The following is a 21,160-nucleotide window of genomic DNA, read 5'->3' as shown; positions in this document are numbered from 1 at the left end:
CTTCCAATTTTAAATGCGAAATATGTTTTTTCTAGATATATGCCTATTTTACCCTTCAACAGCATTTCTTGTATTATCACTTTATAACATCTGAATTTGATAATAATTCTTATTTATGGCAATATTCTGATGTTTTATTCAGACAGGAGTTTATATGCAAAAAAAATCAACAATTCGTTTAATTTTTGCCGTTCTATTACTGACTTTTGGTATCACTACTCAAGCAGAAATAAAAACAATCAAAGATGTATTAGGACGAGAAGTTAACGTTGATGTGCCCGTAAAAAATGCCGTGTTAGGCTTTTACTATCCTGATTACATTGCTGTTACGGGTGTTGAAAATTTTAAATATGTTAAAGGTATCTCACGTGAATTTTGGGAAAAATTTAATCCAGGAAGTTGGGCATTGTTTTCTGAAAAAATGCCTGAACTCAAAAATATTGCTGATATTGGTAATGTAAATACAGGAACTTTCTCAACCGAAAAAACCTTGGCATTAAAACCTGATGTATTGATTCTTGCAGAATGGCAATATCAAACTATTGGTTCCGAACTACCAAAGTTAGAACAAGCTGGCATTCCAATTATTGTTGTCGATTTTAATGCTCAAAGTGTAGAACGACACACCCAAAGCGCAAAGATTTTTGGGCAACTTGCAGGTACCGAAGAACGAGCAAATAAAATTGCAGATGAATATGCTCAAGGCATTACTGATATTCAAAAACGTGTAAAAGAGGCTAACCTACCTAAACCTAAAATCTATGTAGAATTTGGCAATAAAGGTCCTAGTGAATATAGCTTTACCTTTGGTAAAAATATGTGGGGTGCTATTGCTGAAACTGTTGGCGGGGATAACGTAAGCAAGCCTTTTGTCGAAAATTGGGGACCAATTAATCCAGAACAACTTCTTGCCGCACAACCTGAAGTGATCATGATTTCTGGCACAGAAATGGGGCATGAAACTAACGATGAAATGATGGCGATGGGAATAAACATCAATGAACAGGATGCACAAAAACGCCTAAAAGGTTTCTTAACCCGTGCAGGGTGGCAAGATTTACCTGCAGTTAAAAACCACCGTGTTTACGGTATTTATCATACAGCCTCTCGCTCACTAAGTGATCTAGCAGCCGCTCAATTTATGGCAAAAGCACTTTACCCAAAACTTTTTGAAGACATAGACCCACAAAAAACCTTTATGGATTTCCATAAAAACTATTTGCCTATCATACCTAGTGGTACGTTTTTTATTAAATTGAAAGATTAAACAATTCATAAGGTGAGCGATGCTCACCTTTTTTATATTCTCACTGCCTTTCATAAGTGAAAACTCCTTTATTTTTGACCGCTCTTTGGAAGATGCGGTGTAAATCTCGCCTTTAATGGCATTCTTTCCTGAATACGTTCCCGATTAATCTGTAACGCCGCTTCTGTGGCTTCATAGTCCAACCATAAACTTGGATCATCAGGTAACATTTCATTCCAAATATACTGCACGTTAAAGCCTCGCGCCTTACATTCCGCATGCAATGCATCATACCGTTTCTTTAAAAACGCCAATTTATTAAAGAAAAAGCGCACATGCCCTTCCCCCAACTTATATTCCGTAGGCTGTCCTTTCAAATGAAATTTACCTTTCGCCACGGCGTTAGGAATGCGAGTTAATTCACGATGCTCCGCTAAAAGATGCTGATCACAAAGCTCCGCTGGCGGAACAAGATTAATTCGAGTCATAATCGATACCAAAGAAAAAGAAACATAGTACGGGGCATAAAGGTATTTGTCTATCTCATAATAAATACGACTCAAAAGATTAATTATTTTTCTGTGATTTTCACATACATCAATCCTTGCTAAACTGATTAAACATTGCTATTGAAGGAATCACTCATGTCTGTAAAAACATTTGAAAAATTGACCGCGCTTTTAGATAAGCATCAAGCACGCTATCGTGTGGTTGAACATCCCACAGCAGGAAAATCAGAAGAAGTAGCTAAAATCCGGGGTACAGAATTAGGGCAAGGGGCAAAAGCCTTGGTATGCAAAGTAAAAGGGAATGGCGTAAAACAAGCAGTATTAGTTATATTACCAGCTGATCAACAATCTGATTTAAGCAAAGTAGCGGCCTATTTGGGTGGCACGAAAGCATCACTTGCTAGTCCAGCAGAAGTAGACACCCTAACTGACTGTGTATTTGGTGCAATTCCGCCTTTTAGCTTTCATCCTGATTTGTTATTAATTGCTGATCCTAGCTTACTTTCTCGTTATGATGAATTGGCATTTAATGCAGGTATATTAGAACGCTCCATTATTCTTAACACACAAGATTACGCCTCAATCGTTCAACCCACATTAGTGGATGTAATAAAAACCGAATAGGGAAAAGATTGGTTGTCTTTCATTTGATTGATACAATGCTTCCGTTTTTCTATTAACTGGACATCTCATGAAAAAATATCTTAAAGCATTTATTCTTTTACCGTTGATTATTCAAATTATCGGCACTATTGGCCTAATGTTCGCAAACAATGATGCCGATGGATTTCAGCCTTCAGCGGTTACCGTCTTTATCGTGGCTGCGGTACCGACTTTTCTCATTACACTTTGGGCAGCATTTCACCGTTATGCGAGTTATCACGTAAAAGCCATCGCATTAATTTCGGTATTAATTGGATTTTGTTATACCGTCGTAGCGGGAATCTTTTATGCAACGCTAGTGAATGATATGGGATTTGGCGAATGGTTACGTGCAGGAGGATTAGAAATTACCTGCTTAATGGCCGCAGGCTTAGCGCTTTATTCTGTTATGGTACTACCGCTCTTGTTACCGAAAGAACGCCCGCTATAAGGCGATTTGAGGCGAATATTGAGCAGTTAAATCCACTAAATCTGTGAATGAAATTGACCGCACTTGATTGTTTTCTGGCAAAAGTGCGGTTAAATTTCGGGCTAAAGCATCTTGTTCCAGCACAAAACATTGTCCTTTGCATTGAGTAAACATTTCTCCGTACTTTACCGCTAGCAACACGCCATCTTGCCATAAAACCACCGCATCATTTTCCGTGATTTCAGTTAAATAACGTTGAAGTTCTGTCTCAGAATAATGAGCTTGAGAAAAGGTATAAAGCATAATATTCCTTAAAACGTAAACACTTTTTCTGCTTGGCTAAGTTTATTGATCAGCGAAGTGCGGTCAATTTTTTCAGCAGAAATAATAAGTTGTTCAGCTTGTAAATTGTATTGGTCGAGCGAATCGGCGCAGACAAAGCGCTGTTCAATATCGTATAAATCTAATAATTTAAAGGTGCGGATAAAATCTTTTTGTAACAATAACTCAGGATTTTGCCCATCAAGTAAATTTAATACGCCATCATCGATAAAAAAGACACCAATTTCCTCTTCATCACAAAATGCTGTTGCCGCGAGCAAAGCATCTAAACCTTCACGAGAAATCGCGTTTCCATGCGGTGCGGTACGAAATAAGAATGCAAGCTTCATAATGTCACCACCCGATCCGCTTTTAATGCCATCGCCATAAATTCACCTAAGCCTGTAATCTCAAAACCTTCTGCAAGATTCGTTTTATCTGTCTCTTTTGCTGCAAGCACATCCACTACGCCACGACGTTGCGAAGCAGCTACACATAAATGCAAAGGAATATGATGTTGCGTTGAAAAGACTTGCCAAGCTTGCGTGAGATTAAATTCATCATTGGCAGGATAAACCAAGCCATTGCCATTACTCACACCGTCTTGGAAAAAGAAAATTTGGCTAATGGCATGCCCTTTTTTGAGTAAAGCTTGGGCAAATTGATAGGCAAGAAAAGCCCCTTGTTTTCCATAAACGGGACTTTTCACGGCGAGAACATAGTTCATTACTCTTGCTCTTGTTTGATTTGACGAATATACAAATACACGGTGTGGCGAGAAATCACGAGGCGATCAGCCACTAAATTGATCGCATCTTTAATATCAAAAATACCTTTTTCGTAAAGTGAAATCACAATCTGACGGTTCTTATTATTGTTTGAAACCGAGCGATCTGCATTCACTTCTTCAATGGTTTTTTCTACCGTTTGTGCCACCAATTCTTCCACTGAACTTGCAAAATTGACGGAAGAGGTTTCATTTTGCTCCTGCGTTGGCATAAAGGCCTGCATAAATTGAGAAACCGGCACATCCAAATTAATATTGATACAAAGTAAACCAATAATGCGTTGTTTGCTATTTCGAATGGCGATGGTCACAGACTTCATCAACACATTGCCTTTAGCACGGGTGAAATAAGGCTTAGACACACTCTCACTTTGCATGTTACGCAAAGATTTCAAGGCCAAATCCGTAATAGGTGAACCCACTTGACGATTGGTATTATGCCCATTGGCGATACAAATGGCGGAATGCTCAATGTCTTCCAAAGAGTGTAAAACGATTTCACAATGCTCGCCAATCAATGCGCTCACGCCATCAACTACCGCTTTATAGGAAATCAGAATAGCACGATCTTCATCGGTGAAAGGTTGTCTATCGGTTAGTATCATTTTTCAAATCTGGTAGGGAAAATGACCGCACTTTGGACAAAGTGCGGTTGAATTAAGGATTATTTTTTAGGATTAACGTCTAATACTTCAACTTCGAAGTAAAGTGTTGCATCAGGTGGAATTGCATCGCCAGCACCTTGTTTGCCATAAGCTAATTCAGGTGGAATCACTAATTCGATTTTACCGCCTTTCTTCACTAACTGAAGACCTTCAGTCCAACCTTTGATCACTTGGTTTAATTTAAACTCAACCGGTTGACCACGTTCAACAGAGCTATCAAATACTTTACCATCTGGTAATTTACCGGTGTAATGTACTTTCACAGTATCTGTTGCTTTAATCGCATCACCTTTACCTGCTTCAGTGATTTTGTAAAGTAAGCCATCTTTAGTGCTTTTTACGCCATCTTTTTTCGCAAATTCAGCGCGGTATTTATCGCCTTCTTCTTTTGCGGCTTTCGCTTGTTGTTCTACTTTTGCTTTCGCTGCAGACACTAATTGCTCTTGAATACCATCTAAGGTTTGTTGAATTTTTTCGTCTTTACGAATATCAACTTTACCTTCTAATGCATCTTTTAAGCCATCTAAAATACGCGCATTATCGTATTGAATCACTTCTTTTTGAGCATCCACTAAATCTTTTACTTGGTTACCCATTAATGCACCTACAGCATAAGACGCATCGCTTGCGCTTGGCGCTGCTTTATCTTCTGCAAAAACAGAACCTGAAACGACCGCACTTACCATAAGTGCAGCAAGAGAAAGCTTTTGAATTTTCAACATTTTGCTTGATCCTTTATAATAGAAACGGAATAGCGAATAGGTTAAATCGGATTGACCAAATTCACAACATTTTTTTAAAAATTAGAGAAATTTTATGCAAAATCAACAAATTTTAGAAGATCGCATTGCTGAACTTGAAATGAAAATTGCTTTTCAAGAACAACTTTTAGACGAACTCAACCAAGCATTAGTTCAACAACAATTTGATATGGATAAAATTCAACTTCAACTCCGCTATCTCGCCGGCAAATTAAAAGATATGCAACCTTCTAATATTGCCAGCCAAGCAGAAGAAACACCGCCTCCGCATTATTAAAATGTAATAAAACCATATTTTATCTAAATGCGTGATCTTCATCACAAATTCATAAAAAATATTTTTATTTTATTGAAAAAATAACCAAGTGTTTTATGGTTACCTCTATCGTTGTAAGCCAAATAGAGGATGTAAAAATGGCAAAGTTAGAAATAAAAAATATTACAAAAAAATTTGGTGACTTTTACGCAGCAAATAATATTACTTTTACCGCTGAAGAAGGCGAGTTTGTCACCTTATTAGGACCAAGTGGCTGTGGTAAAACCTCCTTATTAAAATTAATCGCTGGATTTCATGTGGCTGATGAAGGTGAAATCCTTATTGGAGGAAAAAATGTTAACAATGTTCCTCCAGAAAAACGCAATACAGCCATGTGTTTCCAATCTTATGCCCTTTTCCCTCACCTCAACGTTTCTCACAATATTTGCTATGGTTTAAAGCAACGTAAAATTGATATTGAAGAACAAAAACAGCGTTTAGATCTCGCATTGAAGCAAATGGATTTAGAATTTCATAAATTGAAATTACCTAATGAGCTTTCTGGAGGTCAACAACAGCGTGTCGCATTAGCCAGAGCCATGGTTACTCGTCCAGATGTGATTTTATTTGATGAACCACTTTCTAACTTAGATGCCAAATTACGCGAAAGTGTACGTTTTGAAATTAAGCAACTCTCAAAACAATATAATTTGACGAGTATTTATGTGACTCACGATCAGGCTGAAGCCCTAACTATGTCAGATAAAATCATCGTGTTAAATAAGGGCTCTATTGAGCAAATTGGCTCTCCTCAAGATATTTATCATCATCCTAAAAACCGCTTTGTGGCAGATTTTATTGGCATTGCCAATATCACGGAAGCCAATGTGAAAAACATCGGTGACAATCTTTATGCAGTGAGTTCTATTTTTGGCGATTTCACCGTATTTTCTGAGAAAAAACCGGAATCTGAACGAATTTATATTTGCTTTCGACCAGAAGACATTGAATTGTTACCAAACGCACAAACGGAAGCGGAAAACCAAATTACAGTAGATATCATCAACACCGCTTTTATGGGCAATATCACGGAAGTGCAAGGAATCATTAAACGTAATGATGAAGAGAAAAAATTACGTCTGCAACTAACAAAATGCCCGAATTTGAGCGATAAACTCACCTTTACGGTTCCCCGCCATGCGATTAAATTCTTGGAGTCCGTAAAATGAAAAGTCTCAAAAATGATGTAAAAGCATGGTTATTACTATGCAGCGGTTTAGGTACGATCCTATTTTTAATGGGGTCCACATTCTACATTGTCGTCTCTCAAAGCCTTGGTTTATACAGTATGGGCGGGGAAGAAAGTCAATTTAGTTTGGAATATTGGCAAGCCGTATTAAATAGTCCTGTATTCCAAAATTCGTATATTTATTCCGTAAAAGTGTCTTTATTAGGGGCCATTTTATCCATCATCGTGGCTTATCCCATTGCTATGTGGTTGCGTAAAAAATTGCCTGCCAAGGTAACGATCATCACCATCTTGCGGGCACCTATGTTGGTACCTGGATTGGTTGCCGCCTTTTTGTTCGTCAATATGATTTCTTACCACGGCATTCTTAATGAGGTATTTGTTTATTTAGGCATTTGGGACGAGCCGAAAACCTTACAAAATGATGAATTTGGTTGGGGGGTAGTGATTTTACAAATGTGGAAAAACATTCCCTTTGCTTTAATTCTTATTGGTGGCGCGGTCAATTCACTGAAAACTGATTTATTAGATGCAGCAGCTAATTTAGGTTCGAGTCCTTGGCAACGTTTTCGTTATGTGATCTTCCCACTAACCTTAGGTGCGGTACAAGTTTCTTTTATTTTAATATTTATTGGCGCACTCGGTGATTTCGCCTTTTATAGTATTGCTGGTCCTCGTAGTACCTATTCTTTAGCACGTTTAATGCAAATGTCTGCCTATGAATTTGAAGAGTGGAATCAAAGTGCGGTCATGGCATTAACTATTATGTTGACCTCTGCCTTCTTCACCATCCTAGTGTCATTATTGATTAAACCATTAGCCGTCAAACGTGGAGAAGTCAAATGAGTAGTTCCGTACAAATCACAACGAAAAATGGTCGATTAATCGCACGTATTTCCTTAGCGTTCTTTATTCTTGCTAATTTTATTTGGTTGTTCTTACCCTTTTTAATGGCAGGTTTATGGTCATTGGTAGATCCCGCTAAACCGTGGAGTTATCCAGATATTTTCCCTCAATCATTATCTTTTGAGCGTTGGAAAATTGTATGGGAAACCACCTCTTTACCTGAAGCAATGTTTAATAGCTATACCATTGCGCCTACGGTTTCTCTGATCACTATTTTACTCTCTCTCCCAACAGCTTATGCATTTGGACGTATGGAGTTTAGAGGTAAAAAATTAGCAGAATTATTAACACTGATTCCATTGGTTATTCCAGGCATGATTATTGCCCTATTCTTTAGCCGCATGTTATTGGATTTAAATATTAATAATCCATTCATCGGCATTGTTATTGGGCATGTTGTACTCACGTTACCTTATGCTATTCGGATTTTATCCGCGGGCTTTTCTTCTGTACCGCAAGACCTTATTGATGCTAGCCGTGACTTAGGTGCATCTAAATTTACCGTTTTCAAAGACGTGTATATGCCGATGTTAAAACCTAGTTTTTTAGCATCAATTATCTTCTGTTTAGTGAAAAGTATTGAAGAGTTTGCTATCGCTTTCGTTATCGGCTCACCAGACTTTATTACCGTGCCAACCATTTTATATTCTTTCCTCGGTTATTCTTTTATTCGTCCGAATGCGGCCGTTGTATCGATTATTTTGTTGGTACCAAACATTATTTTGATGATGATTATCGAAAAATTGTTGAAAGGGAATTATCTCTCTCAATCCACAGGAAAAGCATAATTTTCACAAGGAGCATCTTATGCAAAAAAATATCCGTAAACTTCTATCCATTGGTCTTACCGCTGCCGCCTTGGCTATCAGCACTTTCGCCTCGGCTTCCACAGACTTAAGTGGTAAATCTTGGAGTGAAATCGAAGAACTGGCCAAAAAAGAAGGAAAATTGACAGTTAGCGTTTGGTATTTGCAGCCGCAATTCCGTAATTTTGTCAAAGAATTTGAAAATCAATACGGTATTAAAGTCAAAGTACCTGAAGGCACCTTGGACGGTAATATCAATAAACTGATTGCTGAAAAAAATCTAGAAACCGGCAAAATGGACGTGGTTGTGTTAAATGCTGACCGTTTAGGCAACGTAGCGAAAAATGACATTCTTGTAAAACTCAATAACTTACCAAATTTCGATAAATTAAATCACCACTTACAAGGTGTTGAATTAGGCGATGTAGCTGTAGGTTACTGGGGTAATCAAACTGGTCTAGCTTATGATCCTATGCGAATTAAAGAAGAGGAATTGCCACAATCTTGGGCTGATATGGAAAGCTATATTGATAAAAATCCCAAAAAATTCGGCTATTCTGACCCAAATGGTGGTAGCTCGGGTAATGCCTTCATTCAACGAGCTTTAGTGTACATCAATGGTGATTATGATTATCGTACCGATAAAATCGATGAAGCACAAATTGCTAATTGGAAGAAAACCTGGGATTGGTTCAGCAGTAAAAAAGATGCGCTAATCCGTACCGCTTCGAATGCTGATAGTTTAACCCGTTTAAACGACGGTGAGTTAGTAATTGTCTCCGCATGGCAAGACCACTTGTTCAGTTTGCAAAAACAAGGTGCGATTACTGACCGCTTAAAATTCTATGTACCAAAATTTGGGATGCCTGGTGGTGGTAATGTTGTAACCGTAGCAAAAAATGCACCGAACCCAGCCGCATCACTTGTTTTCGTACATTGGATTACCTCACCTGAAGTACAACAGAAATTAAACCAAGAATTCGGTGTTCGTCCACTCAATAGTGAATCTGGCTTGAAAGATACTATTTTCTTCTCAACACCATGGCGTAAAGCCGAAATGGAAGCCTTCACAAAAGAGGTTATTTCGAGATAAACAATAAACCGCACTTTAACGTGCGGTTTACTTTTATAGGCTAATAAAGTGCGGTCAGTTTTAACCACATTTACAACCAAACAAAATAAGTCATGCTGCCGATGATGGCGATACAGAATAGATTTAAAATCAAACCGACTTTCGCCATATCAAGTTGTTTCACATTTCCTGTTGCAAATACAATAGCATTTGGCGGTGTAGCAATTGGCAACATAAATGCACAACTTGCCCCACAAGCGATAATTGCGGCTAAAGCGATAGGTGGTAAATTCATGGATTGTGCCACTGAAATCACAATTGGCATAATCAGTGCAGCACTGGCGGTATTCGATGTAAATTCTGTTAGGAAAATAATAAATGCGGTTATCACAAAGCAAAGTACCCAAAGTGGTTTGGTTTGTACAAACTGAACGATACTATCTGCCATAATTTTACTGGCGCCAGAATCTTTCATCACGATACTGAGTGTTAAACCACCACCAAATAAAACGAGTACGCCCCATTCAACACGCTCTTGAATTTCTTTCCAACTTGCCACACCTGAAACACAAATAAAGATCACCACACATAACGCAATCACCGTATCGAAGTTTTCGATTTTTTTCGGTAATTCAAGGAAAGCACTAATCCACGGATTCAAGAGGGAACTGAAAAGCAACATAATCGCCATACCGATAAAGATCAGCAAAGTAATAATATTTTTTCGGTTAAAACTGACTTTCTCAAGCGACGGATTAAATTCAACAGAAAAATCTGGACGTAAAATCACCCATAAAGAAAAAATCATTGAAGGCACAAGTAAGATCATTACCGGGAAACCGTAGCCTAGCCATTCAGTGAAGGTCACTTGAATTTGAGATGCCAAAATCGCGTTTGGTGCACTTCCCACCAATGTACCAATACCACCGATACTGGCACTAAATGCCATACCTAACAAGACAAAAGCATACAATCGATGATTTTTCTCTGCATTGATACCTTTTAGCATCCCCATGGTGAGCGGTAACATCATGGCTGCCACAGCGGTGTTGTTAATCCACATAGAAAGGAATGTCGTTACGGTAAACAGATAGGTGATAGAAAGTTTTAAGTTTCCCTTGGCTAAACGAATAATGTAATTCGCAATAATCTTGTCTAGATTCTGAATTTGTAACACCGCAGCCACCACAAATCCCCCAAAGAACATATAAATAATTGGCGTAGAGAATGGCGCAAGGGCTTTTTGTGTATTAATCAAGCCTAATCCTATGGCCAAAACAGGTACCATCAGGGATGTTACGGTAATATTAAAGGCTTCCGTTAACCATAATATACCAATGAAAATCAGCAAGGCTAGCCCGCGATTCTCTTGAGCAGAAAATGGCAGTATTTTGATTAACACCAACATGAAGACAAAGTCTAAGGCAAGAATAATGAGACTTTTATATTTAGAGAGAAAGGTTTGTTGAGTTTGCATATACAATCTCCTATAAAACGATAGGGGAGATTATTAATTAGCATTTAACCGAAAAAATTGAAACATATTTTTAACAAATTTGTGACACGCTTCAAACTATTTTTGTATAAACAACAAACCGCACCTAAAAGTGCGGTCTGTTTTGCTTTCGTTTTTTATTGTTGCATACGAGCTTGAATTCGTTCTGGCAATCTTAATCCAACGAGAGCAACAAGGACAATTGTCCAGAATAAGGTGACATACACAAGGGCTGAACCAAGTCCCACTCTTTCGCTAAGGGCCGCGGCAATCACTGGAGACACCCCACCACCGATCGCTGCGAAGTTATAGATGAAACCAATACCTGTGCTTCGCATTTCAGCTGGGAAGAACGTCGCCATATATTTTGGCACTAAACCGGCAATCCCTAAGTTAGTTGCAAGTAAGAAGAAGAGCAACGCACCAAGCGCTAATACATTATTTTCTGGCAAATAGAATACTGGGAAGAGGAAGAAAAGTGATAACAATAAGCTATATACAAAGGTTTTCTTCTCACCCAATTTGTCCCCGATAAAGCCTGCAATTAAGGTACCGATGAGGATACCAAAGCCTGCCCAGAACATCAGTGATTTAACATTCTCAGCATAGCCGTTTTCTTTGAGGTAAAGTGGAAGCAAGCCTACTACCGGCCAGTTTACGGAAAAAATTGAATAACAAACTAAGAAAATAATTAAGGTAATTGGTAATTGTTTTTTAGTGAATAGGTCAGTAAGTGGAACTTTATTCACTTTACCCGCCGCTTTTGCTTGCGCCCATTCTTCACTTTCAGGTGCATGGCGACGAACGTAGAGCACTAAAGCGACTGGTGCTAAACCAATGAAGAAAGCCATACGCCAACCATAAGCTTGTGCAACCCAAGGAATCACTTGAGAAGCAAGAATATTACCGATAGAAAAGCCACTCACTAAGAATGCACTGGCTTTTGTACGTAAATGTTGTGGCCAACTTTCAATGGCATAGGAGGAAGAACACGCATATTCACCCGCCATCCCCATGCCGATAATCATACGGAAGATGAAAAGCCAAATATAACTGGTGGATAAACCGCACAAGAATGTGCCAACGGAATACGTGATAATGGAAACAATCATCGCCAAACGACGACCATATTTATCGGCAAAACTACCAAAAATCGCCCCACCTAATGGACGTGCGACGAACGCTGCAAGTAATAATGTAGATGTTTCCGTTGTGCTCATGGCGAATTCTTTTTGAATATCCAAAAGCACATAAGTGATAAGCATATAATCGAAGCCATCAAAAACATAACCTAACCAAGCCGCAAATAACGCTTTTTTTTGCGTAGGACTGACTTCTTTATACCATGGTAATGATGTTGCCATAACAACCTCCTTCCTTGTATTTGAGAATTTTGTGGTATAGATCACAGAATTTAAAATCACTGCTAATTTCTGCTTGCATAAATAAAGATAAGACGTATGATGTCCTATGTCAATTAGAGAGAATGAGAGCTGGATCACAAATTCAGAAAATAGATTAGAAAATGAGAACAGAAATGAAAAAAACAAGTAAAAAAGAAGCAAGTCTCGTTTTGCAGGATAAAATCAAATCGCTCATCATCAAACAAAATCTTAAATCCGGCGATTTAATGCCAACAGAAAATGAGCTGATTGAACAGCTCGGAGTGAGCCGTTCCAGTTTGCGTGAGGCCATTAAATCTTTAGAGGCGCTATACATTTTAGACATTCGCCATGGCGTCGGCACCTTTGTGAGTGAATCATCTCTTGTACCCATGATTCGTGGATTAAGCTTTCACACCCAACTGAATTTGCATAATGATCATAATCAGCTGATTAATATTTTGGATATTCGGGAAATTTTGGAATACGGTTTTGCTCCGATGGTGTTGGGAAAAATTAGCCAAGAACAGACCGCACTTTTGCAAAAATCAGTGGCAAACATGGAAAAAAATGCTCGTGAGCAAAAATTTTCGCCTAAAGATGAATACCACATTCATTTAAAACTTTATGAACCATTAAATAACCCGTTACTGATTCAATATTTAGATGCGTTTTGGCAAATTTATCAACAAGTGGAAAAAGGCTTACCGCCACCAACACTTTCGCCTGAAAAATCAGCCATGCAGCATCGCGAATTAATTGATGCGGTAGAAGCGCATGATTTGGTACGCATGCAACGCGCGATTTTGCAATATTTCCAAAGTATTCGCCAACGCTTACAACAAGGAGGGCATGATGCAAACTAATGGATTAAACATTGCCTTAATCGGCTGCGGCTTTTTTGGCGTTCAGTTGGCTTCAGCATTTGATAAAGCTCAAGCAAACTTAATTGCAGTGACAGATATCAATCCTTCTCTTGCACAAAAACTCGCCGACCAATATGGCAGCCAAGCCTTTTTTAGTGTGGAAGAAATGTTGGCTGAAACCAAACCTGATTTAGTTGTTATCGCCACACCAAACTATGCTCATTATTCCCCAGCGATCTTAGCGTTAAATGCTGGCTGTCATGTCTTTATTGAAACACCTTTTACCTTAAGTTCTTCCCAAGGCCAACATTTACGCCGTCTTGCCGAAGAAAAAGGCAAATTCATTTTTGTGGGCCATTTGGAACGTACGTTACCAGGCATGTTGAAAGTCAAAGCGGCTTTAGAACAAGGAAAATTAGGCAGAATTACGGTCGCACGAGCTATGCGCCAACGTTGGATTGAAAACCTACCAAACAAAGAATGGTGGAAATTAGATGCCAATCTTACGGGCGGTGAGCTTTTCCACCTCATTCATGAGCTGGATTTACTCTGTTGGTTACTAGGCGATATTGAGGCGGTCTTTGCTCAAGCGGCTAATCAAGCTCATCACGATACGCCAGATAGTCGCGATGTTTTGCAGATGTTATTACGTTTTGAAAATGGCGTGTTAGGTTCGCTCGAAATGGGCACCGCTTATCGGTTACACCAATGGGGCATTCAAATTCATGGTGAAAATGGTGTGATTGAAGTCAATTTCTTTACCTCAAGTGTCACATTTAATTATCTAGATGGAAAAATAGAACACGTTGATTTATTTGATGAATTTGAGGCTGATTTATCTTTACGCGAAAGTGCAAAAGGCACACAGCAATATAATGTCACCCACGCACCTTGCCAACTTTGGTTAAGCCGAGCCGCTGAAATCGAAGTACAAAGTGTGGTGGAGCACTTAACGCAAGGAAAAACCAGTCCATTAAGTCTATGTTTAACTGAAGCCATCGAAGTTGCAGAAGCAGCGAAGCAATCCATGGTAACGGAAAAACAAATCTCAGTGAAAAAATAAGGAGTTTATTATGATGCGATATGGTGTTGTTGGCGTTGGCTATTTTGGTGCAGATTTAGCCCGTTTCATGAATGAATTTGATGATGCACAGATTACCATGGTATACGACCCTGAAAATGGTGAAACCATTGCCCAAGAATTACAATGCGTAGCGGCAAAATCGCTTGAAGAATTAGTCACTTCCCCTGAGGTGGATTGTGTGATTGTTGCCACTCCAAACTACTTACACAAAGAACCGGTCATTCTTGCGGCGAAAAACAAAAAACATGTTTTCTGTGAAAAACCTATTGCCTTAAGCTATCAAGACTGTGACGACATGGTCCGCGCTTGCGAAGAAAATGGCGTTACCTTTATGGCTGGCCACGTGATGAACTTCTTTAACGGTGTTCACCATGCCAAAGAATTAATCAATCAAGGCGTGATCGGTAAAGTGCTTTACTGCCACACCGCACGTAACGGTTGGGAAGAACAACAACCAACCATTTCATGGAAAAAAATCCGTGAAAAATCTGGCGGTCACTTATATCACCATATTCACGAACTAGACTGCGTACAATTCATTATGGGTGGTATGCCAAAAACCGTTACTATGGCAGCTGCCAATGTTGCACACAAAGGCGAAAAATTCGGTGATGAAGACGATATGATTTTTGTCACCATGGAATACGATGATAATCGCTTTGCTGTTCTCGAATGGGGCTCCGCTTTCCGTTGGGGTGAGCATTATGTACTAATTCAAGGGGAAAAAGGTGCGATCAAACTTGATATGTACAATACCAAAGGTACCCTTCGTGTAGATGGAAAAGACACCTATTTCCTCATTCACGAAACCCAAGAAGAAGATGATGACCGTACCCGTATTTACAACAGCACAGAAATGGATGGTGCAATTCAATATGGTAAACCGGGTAAACGCACACCGCTCTGGTTGAGTTCTATCATGAAAAAAGAAATGCGTTATTTAAACGACATTCTTCATGGAATGGAACCAACAGAGGAATTTGTAAAATTACTCACCGGTGAAGCTGCCCGCGCGGCTATCGCTACTGCGGATGCATGTACCCGTTCTCGTTACGAAAACCGCAAAGTTGATTTAGCAGAAATCATCGGTAAATAAAAATAATGTAAAAATTAACCGCACTTTGGTTGAAAAATCAAAGTGCGGTTGTTTTTTTATAATGTTTTTAAAGAGTTTACGGCGATAACCGCTCTCTTTCCCATTTTCCATCATTGTATAAATAACAAATTCGGTCATGTAAACGACTTGGGCGACCTTGCCAGAATTCGATGCGATCAGGAATTACAAGATAACCGCCCCAATGTGGTGGACGAGGTACGTTTAATGGGTGTTTTGCTGCAACCAGTGCCGCTTTCGCTAATAAAGATTTGTGGCTAGAAATGACCGCACTTTGCTCACTGGCCCAAGCGCCAATTCGGCTGGTGTAAGGGCGAGTTGCAAAATATTCATCTGATTGTTCAGGCGAGATTTTTTCGGCTTTGCCCTCAATACGAACAGAACGTTCTAATTCAGGCCAAAAGAATGTCAGAGCGACGAAAGGATGATGTTCTATGGCACGACCTTTTCGGCTGTGATAATTCGTAAAAAAGACAAATCCTTGTTCGTTCACTTCTTTCAACAGTACCATTCGACTTGTTGGTCGGCCGTCTTCATTGACTGTCGCAACATTAACACCTGTCGGCTCATTGACTTTGGCTGTAATTGCTTCATTGAGCCATTTTTCAAATTGTTTTATCGGATTTGGATCGCAATCATGCTGAGAAAGCGCCTGTTTGCAATAATCCTCACGAATATCATGTAAGTCCATTTTCTTTCTCCTTTTGCTTGAAAACAAAAAGCCCTTGCAGTTGCAAGGGCTAGTATAGTCCGTTAATTATTTACCATCAACACTCACGCCATAAAACGCATCATAGCCAAATGGGCTTTGTACGTAGCCTTTTACGCGAGGGCTAAGTGGTGCGAAACCAACAGAGTGTGCAACTGGAATCCATGGCGCTTGCTCATGGAAAATCACTTGTGCTTGTTTATAAAGTGCAGCACGCTCATCTTTATTGGTTAAGCCAATCGCTTTATCTAATAAGGCATCAAATTCAGCATTTTTGAAACGCGCAAAGTTTGAGTTGCCCGCGTTAGCACTCGCAAGTAACGGAGAAAGGAAGTTATCCGGATCACCGTTATCACCTGACCAACCGAAGATACCTGCCGTTAATTCGCCTGCTTTAGCACGTTTTTGATAGTCAGCCCATTCAAATGTGACTGGATTTGCTTTTACGCCAACTTTCGCCCAGTCTGCCATCACAAGTTCAGCCATACGTTTTGGATTTGGGTTAGACGCACGTACCACCGGTTGAATCCAGAAGTCCGTTTCAAAACCGTTTGGATAACCTGCTTCCGCTAAAAGCTGTTTCGCTTTCTCTGGATCATACGGATAATCTTGGATTTCGTCGTTATAACTCCAAATTGTTGGTGGCAATGGATTTTTCGCTGCAGTGCCTGCACCTTGATAAACCGCGTCAATAATCGCTTTTTTGTCCACCGCATAATTCAATGCTTGACGCACTTTCACGTTGTCAAACGGTGCTTTTTCCGTATTGAATGCGATATATGCCACGTTCAAACCTTTTTGTTCCAAAAGCTGTACTTTTGGATCAGTTTTCATTTTGGCTAAATCCGCCACATTCGGGAAGAGAATTAAATCACAAGACCCCGCTTGTAACTTCGCATAACGCGTAGTCGCATCGGGTACAATACTGATCACTAAACGATCAAGCGGTGTACGACCTTTCCAATAGGTTTCATTTGCTACATATTGTGCCGCTTGGTCAGTTTTATAATCCACAAAAATAAACGGACCTGTCCCCACCGGTTTATTATCGATCGTTTCTGGTTTACCCGCTTTCAACATCGCATCTGCATATTCAGCTGAGTAAATAGAGATAAAGTCCATACCCAAGCTTGCTAAGAAAGTCGCATCTTTTTTATTTAAGGTGATACGAACGGTGTTGTCATCCACTTTCTCAACTGATTTTAATAAATCTGGGAATTTCATTGCTTTGAAATACGGATAAGTCCCTTTTGATACATTGTGGTAAGGGTGGTTAGGATCTAACTGACGTTGGAAAGAAAAGATCACGTCATCCGCATTAAAATCACGTGTTGGCGTAAATTCTTTTGTCGTATGGAATTTCACCCCTTTACGTAAATGGAAAGTATAAGTTAAACCATCGTCACTGATCTCCCAACTTTCAGCCAAGGCTGGCTCAAGATCAGTAGAACCTTTTTTGAATTCAACCAAACGGTTATACACTTGTTGTGAACTTGCATTGTAAGATGTACCTTCCATTACTAATGCTGGGCTAAAGCTAAGTGGTGCTTTCGCTGTACAATACACAAATGTGTTATTACCTGAAGGTTTTGTTGTTTCTGCTTTCGCATTTTCTTTTGCCGCAGAACCAGATTGATCACAAGCCGCTAAAAACAAACTGGCAGCAATAAGAGTTAAGGTCGCTTTTAATTTCATAAGTTTTCCTTCTTTAATCGGGCAAAACACCCAAACATGAATATAAAATTTTACCTAAGATATAAGCAAATCAAACTTTTACGAAATAAGAAAATGATCTTTCTTATAACAAATTAAACTAAGGTATTCAATATCAGCGTTTTTTCCGCAAATGATCCCCGTCTGTTTTGTGCAAATAGCTTAATATCCAAACTAGTGCGATTGCAAAAACAGAAGTGGTCAGAAACGTGTAACTGAAAGCATGTTGTAATGCTTCGCCTTCGTTACCAATGAATTGACGGTATAACGTTAAAATAATGGATGCTACGGCGATACCAAAGCCGATACCTACTTGTTGTACGATACTCAACACTGTGGAACCCACGCCACCTTGTTCTTGAGATAAATCGCCGACCGTGAGTGTATTAATCGAAGTGAAAATCATCGACATGCAGGCACCATACCACATCAGATTACATATAATCCACGTCGTTGATGATGAGGTATCAAGCCATGACATGGAAACCGTTGAGCCTGCCATTAAAAGTGACGATAAAATTAACGTGGTTTTATAACCTAAGATATTTAAGATATGCCCAATAAAACGTTTAAATACAACAGACATTAGCGCAATGGGTGCAAGCAACCAGCCTGACTCTTCAGCTGAATAGCCAAAAGAAAGTTGGAACATTAATGGCAATAAGAATGGCACAGCCGAACCGGAAAGACGGATAAAGATATTAGCTGCAATGCCTAATCGAAATGTTCTTGTATTGAAAAGAGATAAAGGCAAAATTGCACGCTCATTACCTTTTGCATAAATATAATAGGCCACCAATAATGCAATACCAATCGACAATGCACTATATGTAGTCATATTGTCACGGTGACTTTCGCCCAGTAAATCAAGCCCGAGCGTTAAACCGACTAAACCAAATGCAAAGAGTAAAAAGCCTGTCCAGTCTAACTTACTCGCATTACCCTTATGATTTCCCATCACTTTAGCCGCTGCCCAAAAACCTAACATGCCAATCGGAATATTGATTAAGAAAATCCAATGCCATGACGTATGCACCACAAGCCAACCACCTAAAATCGGGCCAAGAATCGGGCCGATGAGTCCTGCTGTAGCCATTAAATTCCAGGCATTAATTAATTGATTTTTCGGTACAGTTTGAATAATGGCAAGACGGGCTACAGGCATCATAAATGCTCCACCAACACCTTGGAGAATCCGTGCAAGCACAAGGGTCTCGAGAGAGGTTGCCATCGCACAAGCGACTGAACCGAATACAAAGGTAAAAACAGCTGAACGGAAAACCGTAAGCGTACCAAATTTAGCTGCCGCCCAAGCAGTTAAAGGAATAAATAAAGCAACGGCAAGAGAATAGGCGATAATCGCCATTTGCATTTCAAAGACAGGGGTTTGTAGATCTGTTGCGATGGTGGGTAAGGCAGTATTTAAAATAGTCGCATCCAAGCTTTGCATAAACAAAGCCATGGAAGCCACCCAAGCCAGCCCTTTGTAATGCTGACGTTCTATTACTGCGTCTTTTTCCACCATTGATAAATAAACTCAGCGATCTGTTCAATGTGATTAATATCTAATAAAGTGCGGTCAGTTTCAAGCGAATAATCGGTTGCTAAAGCCAACACGTTTTCATCTAATTCCGGCAATGTTTTTGTCATCTCTTGTCGATGCAATAGAATCTTTGGAATGGGTTCTTGTTTAAATCCTTCCACCAAAACTAAATCCGTTAAATGACGATCAAATTGTTGACTTAAATAGGCTAATGAAACTGGTTCTTGAGGGGTTTCTGTCATCAACGCCCAGCGAATATCACAAGCCATAATAACTTGCGCAGACCCCGCCTCTTTCATTCGCCAACTGTCTTTTCCTTCTTTATCCACATGAGCGTTGTGATGGCTGTGTTTAATCACTGAAACACGTAGGCCTTTTTTAATTAATTGAGGAAGCAATTTTTCCAGCAATGTGGTTTTGCCACTACCGCTGTAACCTGTGATGCCAAGAAGAGGAAGGGGATTATTCATTGTAAAAACCTTAAGAAAAATGACCGCACTTGATAAAACAAAACCCCGCAGGACGGGGTTTAGCTATCAAAATCCATTAGGTGAAGAAAGTATAGCAAGGGGAAACAAAATAGCAACTTTCTCACTGCTACTGAATTATTTTAGGAATGTTACACCTTGTACAATTCGTTTCGCTGCGGCAATTGGAAGCTGTCCGATAAAGGTAATTTCTTTATCGCCTATGACTTCACTGTAAATCGTGTAAGCCCCTTGTTTCCAAGTGTTTTCTTTTGCAGCGGTGCTATCAGCTTTATTGATATAAAGTGTAAAAGTGAAAAGACCATCACTAAATAACGCATTTTCAATCACTTCACCATCTATCACATCTTGATTCTGGCGAATTAAATCAAACCCTTGCGGTAACCAATCAGTTTTCCAATTGATTGAAAGGGATGACTCTTGTTTTCCTTCATTTAAAAGTGGCGGCACTGACACCTTATTAAGGTAATCCGTTAAACCACGTAGACGATCATCGATATATAACGTCACCACACGGAACTGATCCAATAACTTGCCTTCTCTATCAAGCATATCGCCACGTAATAACAAACCATTTTCTTCATCTAAGAAAACGAGATATTGATAGCGAAAATCATCTTTTGGCACAATGCGAATAGTATCGACAAATCGGCCTGCAATTCGGTCTTTTCCAAGCTTAATAAAGTCATAATTCTGACTCAGCTTGCTAAAATCAGTACGAATCACTGCCGGAAGCGCATCCACAATCTCACCACTGTTAATCGTGAAAGCGCGTGAACCTGGCTGGAAATAGCTGACTAAATTACCGCGCTGGATGATCTCTTGTTGCTCACCATCTAATGTCACCAACTGTGCATACACTTTTTGCCCTTGCTTAATATGGCGATAGCGGAACGAGTCCATATTCGTTGGTGTCGTTTGCACAAAAGCAATCTCATAATTTAAATCTCTCATGGCTTGCGACATTTTATTTAATGACTGAATTGGCTCTTCTGCAAATGCCCTGAAAGGCAACAAGAATAAGCCTAAAAGTGCGGTTAATTTGAGAAACGTTTTTTTCATAAATAAATCAATTGATCCATAAAAAAATTCACCACGCCTAAGGTGGTGAATTAT

24 protein-coding genes are annotated in these 21,160 nt (G+C 39.4%); 11 read left to right on the top strand and 13 right to left on the bottom strand.

Annotated elements, in window-relative coordinates; genetic code table 11:
- Positions 1-154: 154 nt before the first annotated feature.
- A complete protein-coding gene (locus DPV95_RS07540; RefSeq protein WP_049366652.1) occupies positions 155-1,267 on the top strand; it encodes an ABC transporter substrate-binding protein in 1,113 nt (370 codons plus the stop codon).
- A gap of 68 nt (positions 1,268-1,335) precedes the next feature.
- Here DPV95_RS07540 and DPV95_RS07535 read toward each other — a convergent pair whose 3' ends face one another.
- Positions 1,336-1,734 (bottom strand): pyrimidine dimer DNA glycosylase/endonuclease V, encoded by a 399-nt coding sequence (locus tag DPV95_RS07535; RefSeq protein WP_049366653.1) that lies wholly within the window; start codon positions 1,732-1,734, stop codon positions 1,336-1,338.
- A gap of 156 nt (positions 1,735-1,890) precedes the next feature.
- Between DPV95_RS07535 and DPV95_RS07530 the strand changes: the two genes are divergently transcribed.
- Both DPV95_RS07530 and DPV95_RS07525 read left to right on the top strand, forming a co-directional pair.
- Complete coding sequence (locus DPV95_RS07530; protein WP_049366654.1) at positions 1,891-2,379, top strand: YbaK/prolyl-tRNA synthetase associated domain-containing protein; 489 nt, start codon at positions 1,891-1,893, stop codon at positions 2,377-2,379.
- 67 nt (positions 2,380-2,446) lie between these two features.
- The gene (locus DPV95_RS07525; protein ID WP_049366655.1) at positions 2,447-2,848 is read left to right on the top strand and encodes an HI_0559 family membrane protein; all 402 of its coding nucleotides are present in this window, start codon (positions 2,447-2,449) and stop codon (positions 2,846-2,848) included.
- On the opposite strand, the gene tusB is transcribed toward DPV95_RS07525, so the two are convergent.
- From tusB to fkpA, 5 genes are read right to left on the bottom strand one after another with little or no spacing between them, the layout of a single operon-like run.
- The gene (tusB, locus tag DPV95_RS07520; RefSeq protein ID WP_111406892.1) at positions 2,843-3,130 is read right to left on the bottom strand and encodes a sulfurtransferase complex subunit TusB; all 288 of its coding nucleotides are present in this window, start codon (positions 3,128-3,130) and stop codon (positions 2,843-2,845) included. The genes DPV95_RS07525 and tusB overlap by 6 nt on opposite strands.
- Positions 3,131-3,138: 8 nt before the next feature.
- Positions 3,139-3,498 (bottom strand): sulfurtransferase complex subunit TusC, encoded by a 360-nt coding sequence (gene tusC, locus DPV95_RS07515; RefSeq protein WP_111406891.1) that lies wholly within the window; start codon positions 3,496-3,498, stop codon positions 3,139-3,141.
- A complete protein-coding gene (gene tusD, locus DPV95_RS07510; protein ID WP_065286169.1) occupies positions 3,495-3,875 on the bottom strand; it encodes a sulfurtransferase complex subunit TusD in 381 nt (126 codons plus the stop codon). Before tusD ends, tusC begins: the two co-directional genes overlap by 4 nt.
- Positions 3,875-4,540: a helix-turn-helix transcriptional regulator gene (locus tag DPV95_RS07505; protein ID WP_080349560.1), complete on the bottom strand. Its 666-nt coding sequence runs from the start codon at positions 4,538-4,540 to the stop codon at positions 3,875-3,877. Before DPV95_RS07505 ends, tusD begins: the two co-directional genes overlap by 1 nt.
- A 59-nt stretch (positions 4,541-4,599) precedes the next feature.
- A complete protein-coding gene (fkpA, locus tag DPV95_RS07500; RefSeq protein ID WP_111406890.1) occupies positions 4,600-5,322 on the bottom strand; it encodes an FKBP-type peptidyl-prolyl cis-trans isomerase in 723 nt (240 codons plus the stop codon).
- Positions 5,323-5,416: 94 nt separating this feature from the next.
- Between fkpA and DPV95_RS07495 the strand changes: the two genes are divergently transcribed.
- From DPV95_RS07495 to DPV95_RS07475, 5 genes are all read left to right on the top strand, one after another.
- A complete protein-coding gene (locus DPV95_RS07495; RefSeq protein ID WP_005699194.1) occupies positions 5,417-5,638 on the top strand; it encodes a SlyX family protein in 222 nt (73 codons plus the stop codon).
- 137 nt (positions 5,639-5,775) lie between these two features.
- Positions 5,776-6,846, top strand: coding sequence for an ABC transporter ATP-binding protein (locus tag DPV95_RS07490; protein ID WP_049366660.1), 1,071 nt, complete (start codon positions 5,776-5,778; stop codon positions 6,844-6,846).
- Complete coding sequence (locus tag DPV95_RS07485) at positions 6,843-7,712, top strand: ABC transporter permease (RefSeq protein WP_014064417.1); 870 nt, start codon at positions 6,843-6,845, stop codon at positions 7,710-7,712. The genes DPV95_RS07490 and DPV95_RS07485 overlap by 4 nt, the downstream gene beginning before the upstream one ends.
- Complete coding sequence (locus DPV95_RS07480; protein ID WP_049366661.1) at positions 7,709-8,560, top strand: ABC transporter permease; 852 nt, start codon at positions 7,709-7,711, stop codon at positions 8,558-8,560. The genes DPV95_RS07485 and DPV95_RS07480 overlap by 4 nt, the downstream gene beginning before the upstream one ends.
- A gap of 19 nt (positions 8,561-8,579) precedes the next feature.
- On the top strand, positions 8,580-9,671 hold the full coding sequence (locus DPV95_RS07475) for an extracellular solute-binding protein (RefSeq protein ID WP_049366662.1): 1,092 nt from the start codon (positions 8,580-8,582) through the stop codon (positions 9,669-9,671).
- Between the two features lie 70 nt (positions 9,672-9,741).
- Here the strand turns inward: DPV95_RS07475 and DPV95_RS07470 are convergent, their stop codons facing one another.
- Positions 9,742-11,127, bottom strand: a complete 1,386-nt coding sequence (locus DPV95_RS07470; protein ID WP_111406889.1) for an SLC13 family permease — start codon at positions 11,125-11,127, stop codon at positions 9,742-9,744.
- 155 nt (positions 11,128-11,282) lie between these two features.
- Entirely contained in the window at positions 11,283-12,509 is a 1,227-nt protein-coding gene (locus DPV95_RS07465; protein ID WP_049366664.1) for an MFS transporter, read from the bottom strand.
- A 173-nt stretch (positions 12,510-12,682) separates the two neighbouring features.
- Here DPV95_RS07465 and DPV95_RS07460 point away from each other — a divergent pair, with 173 nt between their 5' ends.
- Genes DPV95_RS07460 through DPV95_RS07450 form a run of 3 tightly spaced genes read left to right on the top strand, consistent with a single transcriptional unit; the run spans position 12,683 to position 15,573 of the window.
- A complete protein-coding gene (locus DPV95_RS07460; RefSeq protein ID WP_049366665.1) occupies positions 12,683-13,393 on the top strand; it encodes a FadR/GntR family transcriptional regulator in 711 nt (236 codons plus the stop codon).
- Entirely contained in the window at positions 13,383-14,456 is a 1,074-nt protein-coding gene (locus tag DPV95_RS07455) for a Gfo/Idh/MocA family protein (RefSeq protein ID WP_049366666.1), read from the top strand. The genes DPV95_RS07460 and DPV95_RS07455 overlap by 11 nt, the downstream gene beginning before the upstream one ends.
- A gap of 10 nt (positions 14,457-14,466) precedes the next feature.
- A complete protein-coding gene (locus DPV95_RS07450; RefSeq protein WP_014064423.1) occupies positions 14,467-15,573 on the top strand; it encodes a Gfo/Idh/MocA family protein in 1,107 nt (368 codons plus the stop codon).
- 76 nt (positions 15,574-15,649) lie between these two features.
- Here the strand turns inward: DPV95_RS07450 and pdxH are convergent, their stop codons facing one another.
- The 5 genes from pdxH to rseB all read right to left on the bottom strand — a co-directional run bounded on the left by pdxH (position 15,650) and on the right by rseB (position 21,106).
- Positions 15,650-16,282: a pyridoxamine 5'-phosphate oxidase gene (pdxH, locus tag DPV95_RS07445; RefSeq protein ID WP_049366667.1), complete on the bottom strand. Its 633-nt coding sequence runs from the start codon at positions 16,280-16,282 to the stop codon at positions 15,650-15,652.
- Positions 16,283-16,348: 66 nt separating this feature from the next.
- Positions 16,349-17,995 carry an ABC transporter substrate-binding protein gene (locus tag DPV95_RS07440; protein WP_049366668.1) on the bottom strand — a complete coding sequence of 549 codons (1,647 nt, stop codon included), beginning with the start codon at positions 17,993-17,995 and terminating at the stop codon, positions 16,349-16,351.
- A gap of 133 nt (positions 17,996-18,128) precedes the next feature.
- Positions 18,129-19,538: an MDR family MFS transporter gene (locus tag DPV95_RS07435; protein WP_049366669.1), complete on the bottom strand. Its 1,410-nt coding sequence runs from the start codon at positions 19,536-19,538 to the stop codon at positions 18,129-18,131.
- Positions 19,517-20,026 (bottom strand): molybdopterin-guanine dinucleotide biosynthesis protein MobB, encoded by a 510-nt coding sequence (gene mobB / locus DPV95_RS07430; protein WP_049366670.1) that lies wholly within the window; start codon positions 20,024-20,026, stop codon positions 19,517-19,519. Before mobB ends, DPV95_RS07435 begins: the two co-directional genes overlap by 22 nt.
- Positions 20,027-20,161: 135 nt before the next feature.
- A complete protein-coding gene (gene rseB, locus DPV95_RS07425) occupies positions 20,162-21,106 on the bottom strand; it encodes a sigma-E factor regulatory protein RseB (protein WP_049366671.1) in 945 nt (314 codons plus the stop codon).
- Between the last annotated feature and the right edge of the window lie 54 nt (positions 21,107-21,160).

It is taken from the genome of Haemophilus parainfluenzae, from assembly GCF_003252755.1.
Classification (GTDB): domain Bacteria; phylum Pseudomonadota; class Gammaproteobacteria; order Enterobacterales; family Pasteurellaceae; genus Haemophilus_D; species Haemophilus_D parainfluenzae_N.
Note: the sequence above shows the minus strand (reverse complement) of the source record. Positions and strands in the feature narration are given on the sequence as shown.

Coding starts and splice junctions, on each gene's coding strand:
- DPV95_RS07450 (WP_014064423.1), top strand. CDS start 14,467: ATGATGCGATATGGTGTTGTTGGCGTTGGCTATTTTGGTGCAGATTTA.
- DPV95_RS07495 (WP_005699194.1), top strand. CDS start 5,417: ATGCAAAATCAACAAATTTTAGAAGATCGCATTGCTGAACTTGAAATG.
- DPV95_RS07480 (WP_049366661.1), top strand. CDS start 7,709: ATGAGTAGTTCCGTACAAATCACAACGAAAAATGGTCGATTAATCGCA.
- pdxH (WP_049366667.1), bottom strand. CDS start 16,282: ATGGACTTACATGATATTCGTGAGGATTATTGCAAACAGGCGCTTTCT.
- DPV95_RS07535 (WP_049366653.1), bottom strand. CDS start 1,734: ATGACTCGAATTAATCTTGTTCCGCCAGCGGAGCTTTGTGATCAGCAT.
- DPV95_RS07525 (WP_049366655.1), top strand. CDS start 2,447: ATGAAAAAATATCTTAAAGCATTTATTCTTTTACCGTTGATTATTCAA.
- DPV95_RS07490 (WP_049366660.1), top strand. CDS start 5,776: ATGGCAAAGTTAGAAATAAAAAATATTACAAAAAAATTTGGTGACTTT.
- tusC (WP_111406891.1), bottom strand. CDS start 3,498: ATGAAGCTTGCATTCTTATTTCGTACCGCACCGCATGGAAACGCGATT.
- DPV95_RS07530 (WP_049366654.1), top strand. CDS start 1,891: ATGTCTGTAAAAACATTTGAAAAATTGACCGCGCTTTTAGATAAGCAT.
- DPV95_RS07435 (WP_049366669.1), bottom strand. CDS start 19,538: ATGGTGGAAAAAGACGCAGTAATAGAACGTCAGCATTACAAAGGGCTG.
- mobB (WP_049366670.1), bottom strand. CDS start 20,026: ATGAATAATCCCCTTCCTCTTCTTGGCATCACAGGTTACAGCGGTAGT.
- DPV95_RS07440 (WP_049366668.1), bottom strand. CDS start 17,995: ATGAAATTAAAAGCGACCTTAACTCTTATTGCTGCCAGTTTGTTTTTA.
- rseB (WP_049366671.1), bottom strand. CDS start 21,106: ATGAAAAAAACGTTTCTCAAATTAACCGCACTTTTAGGCTTATTCTTG.
- DPV95_RS07470 (WP_111406889.1), bottom strand. CDS start 11,127: ATGCAAACTCAACAAACCTTTCTCTCTAAATATAAAAGTCTCATTATT.
- DPV95_RS07455 (WP_049366666.1), top strand. CDS start 13,383: ATGCAAACTAATGGATTAAACATTGCCTTAATCGGCTGCGGCTTTTTT.
- DPV95_RS07460 (WP_049366665.1), top strand. CDS start 12,683: ATGAAAAAAACAAGTAAAAAAGAAGCAAGTCTCGTTTTGCAGGATAAA.
- DPV95_RS07465 (WP_049366664.1), bottom strand. CDS start 12,509: ATGGCAACATCATTACCATGGTATAAAGAAGTCAGTCCTACGCAAAAA.
- tusB (WP_111406892.1), bottom strand. CDS start 3,130: ATGCTTTATACCTTTTCTCAAGCTCATTATTCTGAGACAGAACTTCAA.
- fkpA (WP_111406890.1), bottom strand. CDS start 5,322: ATGTTGAAAATTCAAAAGCTTTCTCTTGCTGCACTTATGGTAAGTGCG.
- DPV95_RS07505 (WP_080349560.1), bottom strand. CDS start 4,540: ATGATACTAACCGATAGACAACCTTTCACCGATGAAGATCGTGCTATT.
- DPV95_RS07485 (WP_014064417.1), top strand. CDS start 6,843: ATGAAAAGTCTCAAAAATGATGTAAAAGCATGGTTATTACTATGCAGC.
- DPV95_RS07540 (WP_049366652.1), top strand. CDS start 155: ATGCAAAAAAAATCAACAATTCGTTTAATTTTTGCCGTTCTATTACTG.
- tusD (WP_065286169.1), bottom strand. CDS start 3,875: ATGAACTATGTTCTCGCCGTGAAAAGTCCCGTTTATGGAAAACAAGGG.
- DPV95_RS07475 (WP_049366662.1), top strand. CDS start 8,580: ATGCAAAAAAATATCCGTAAACTTCTATCCATTGGTCTTACCGCTGCC.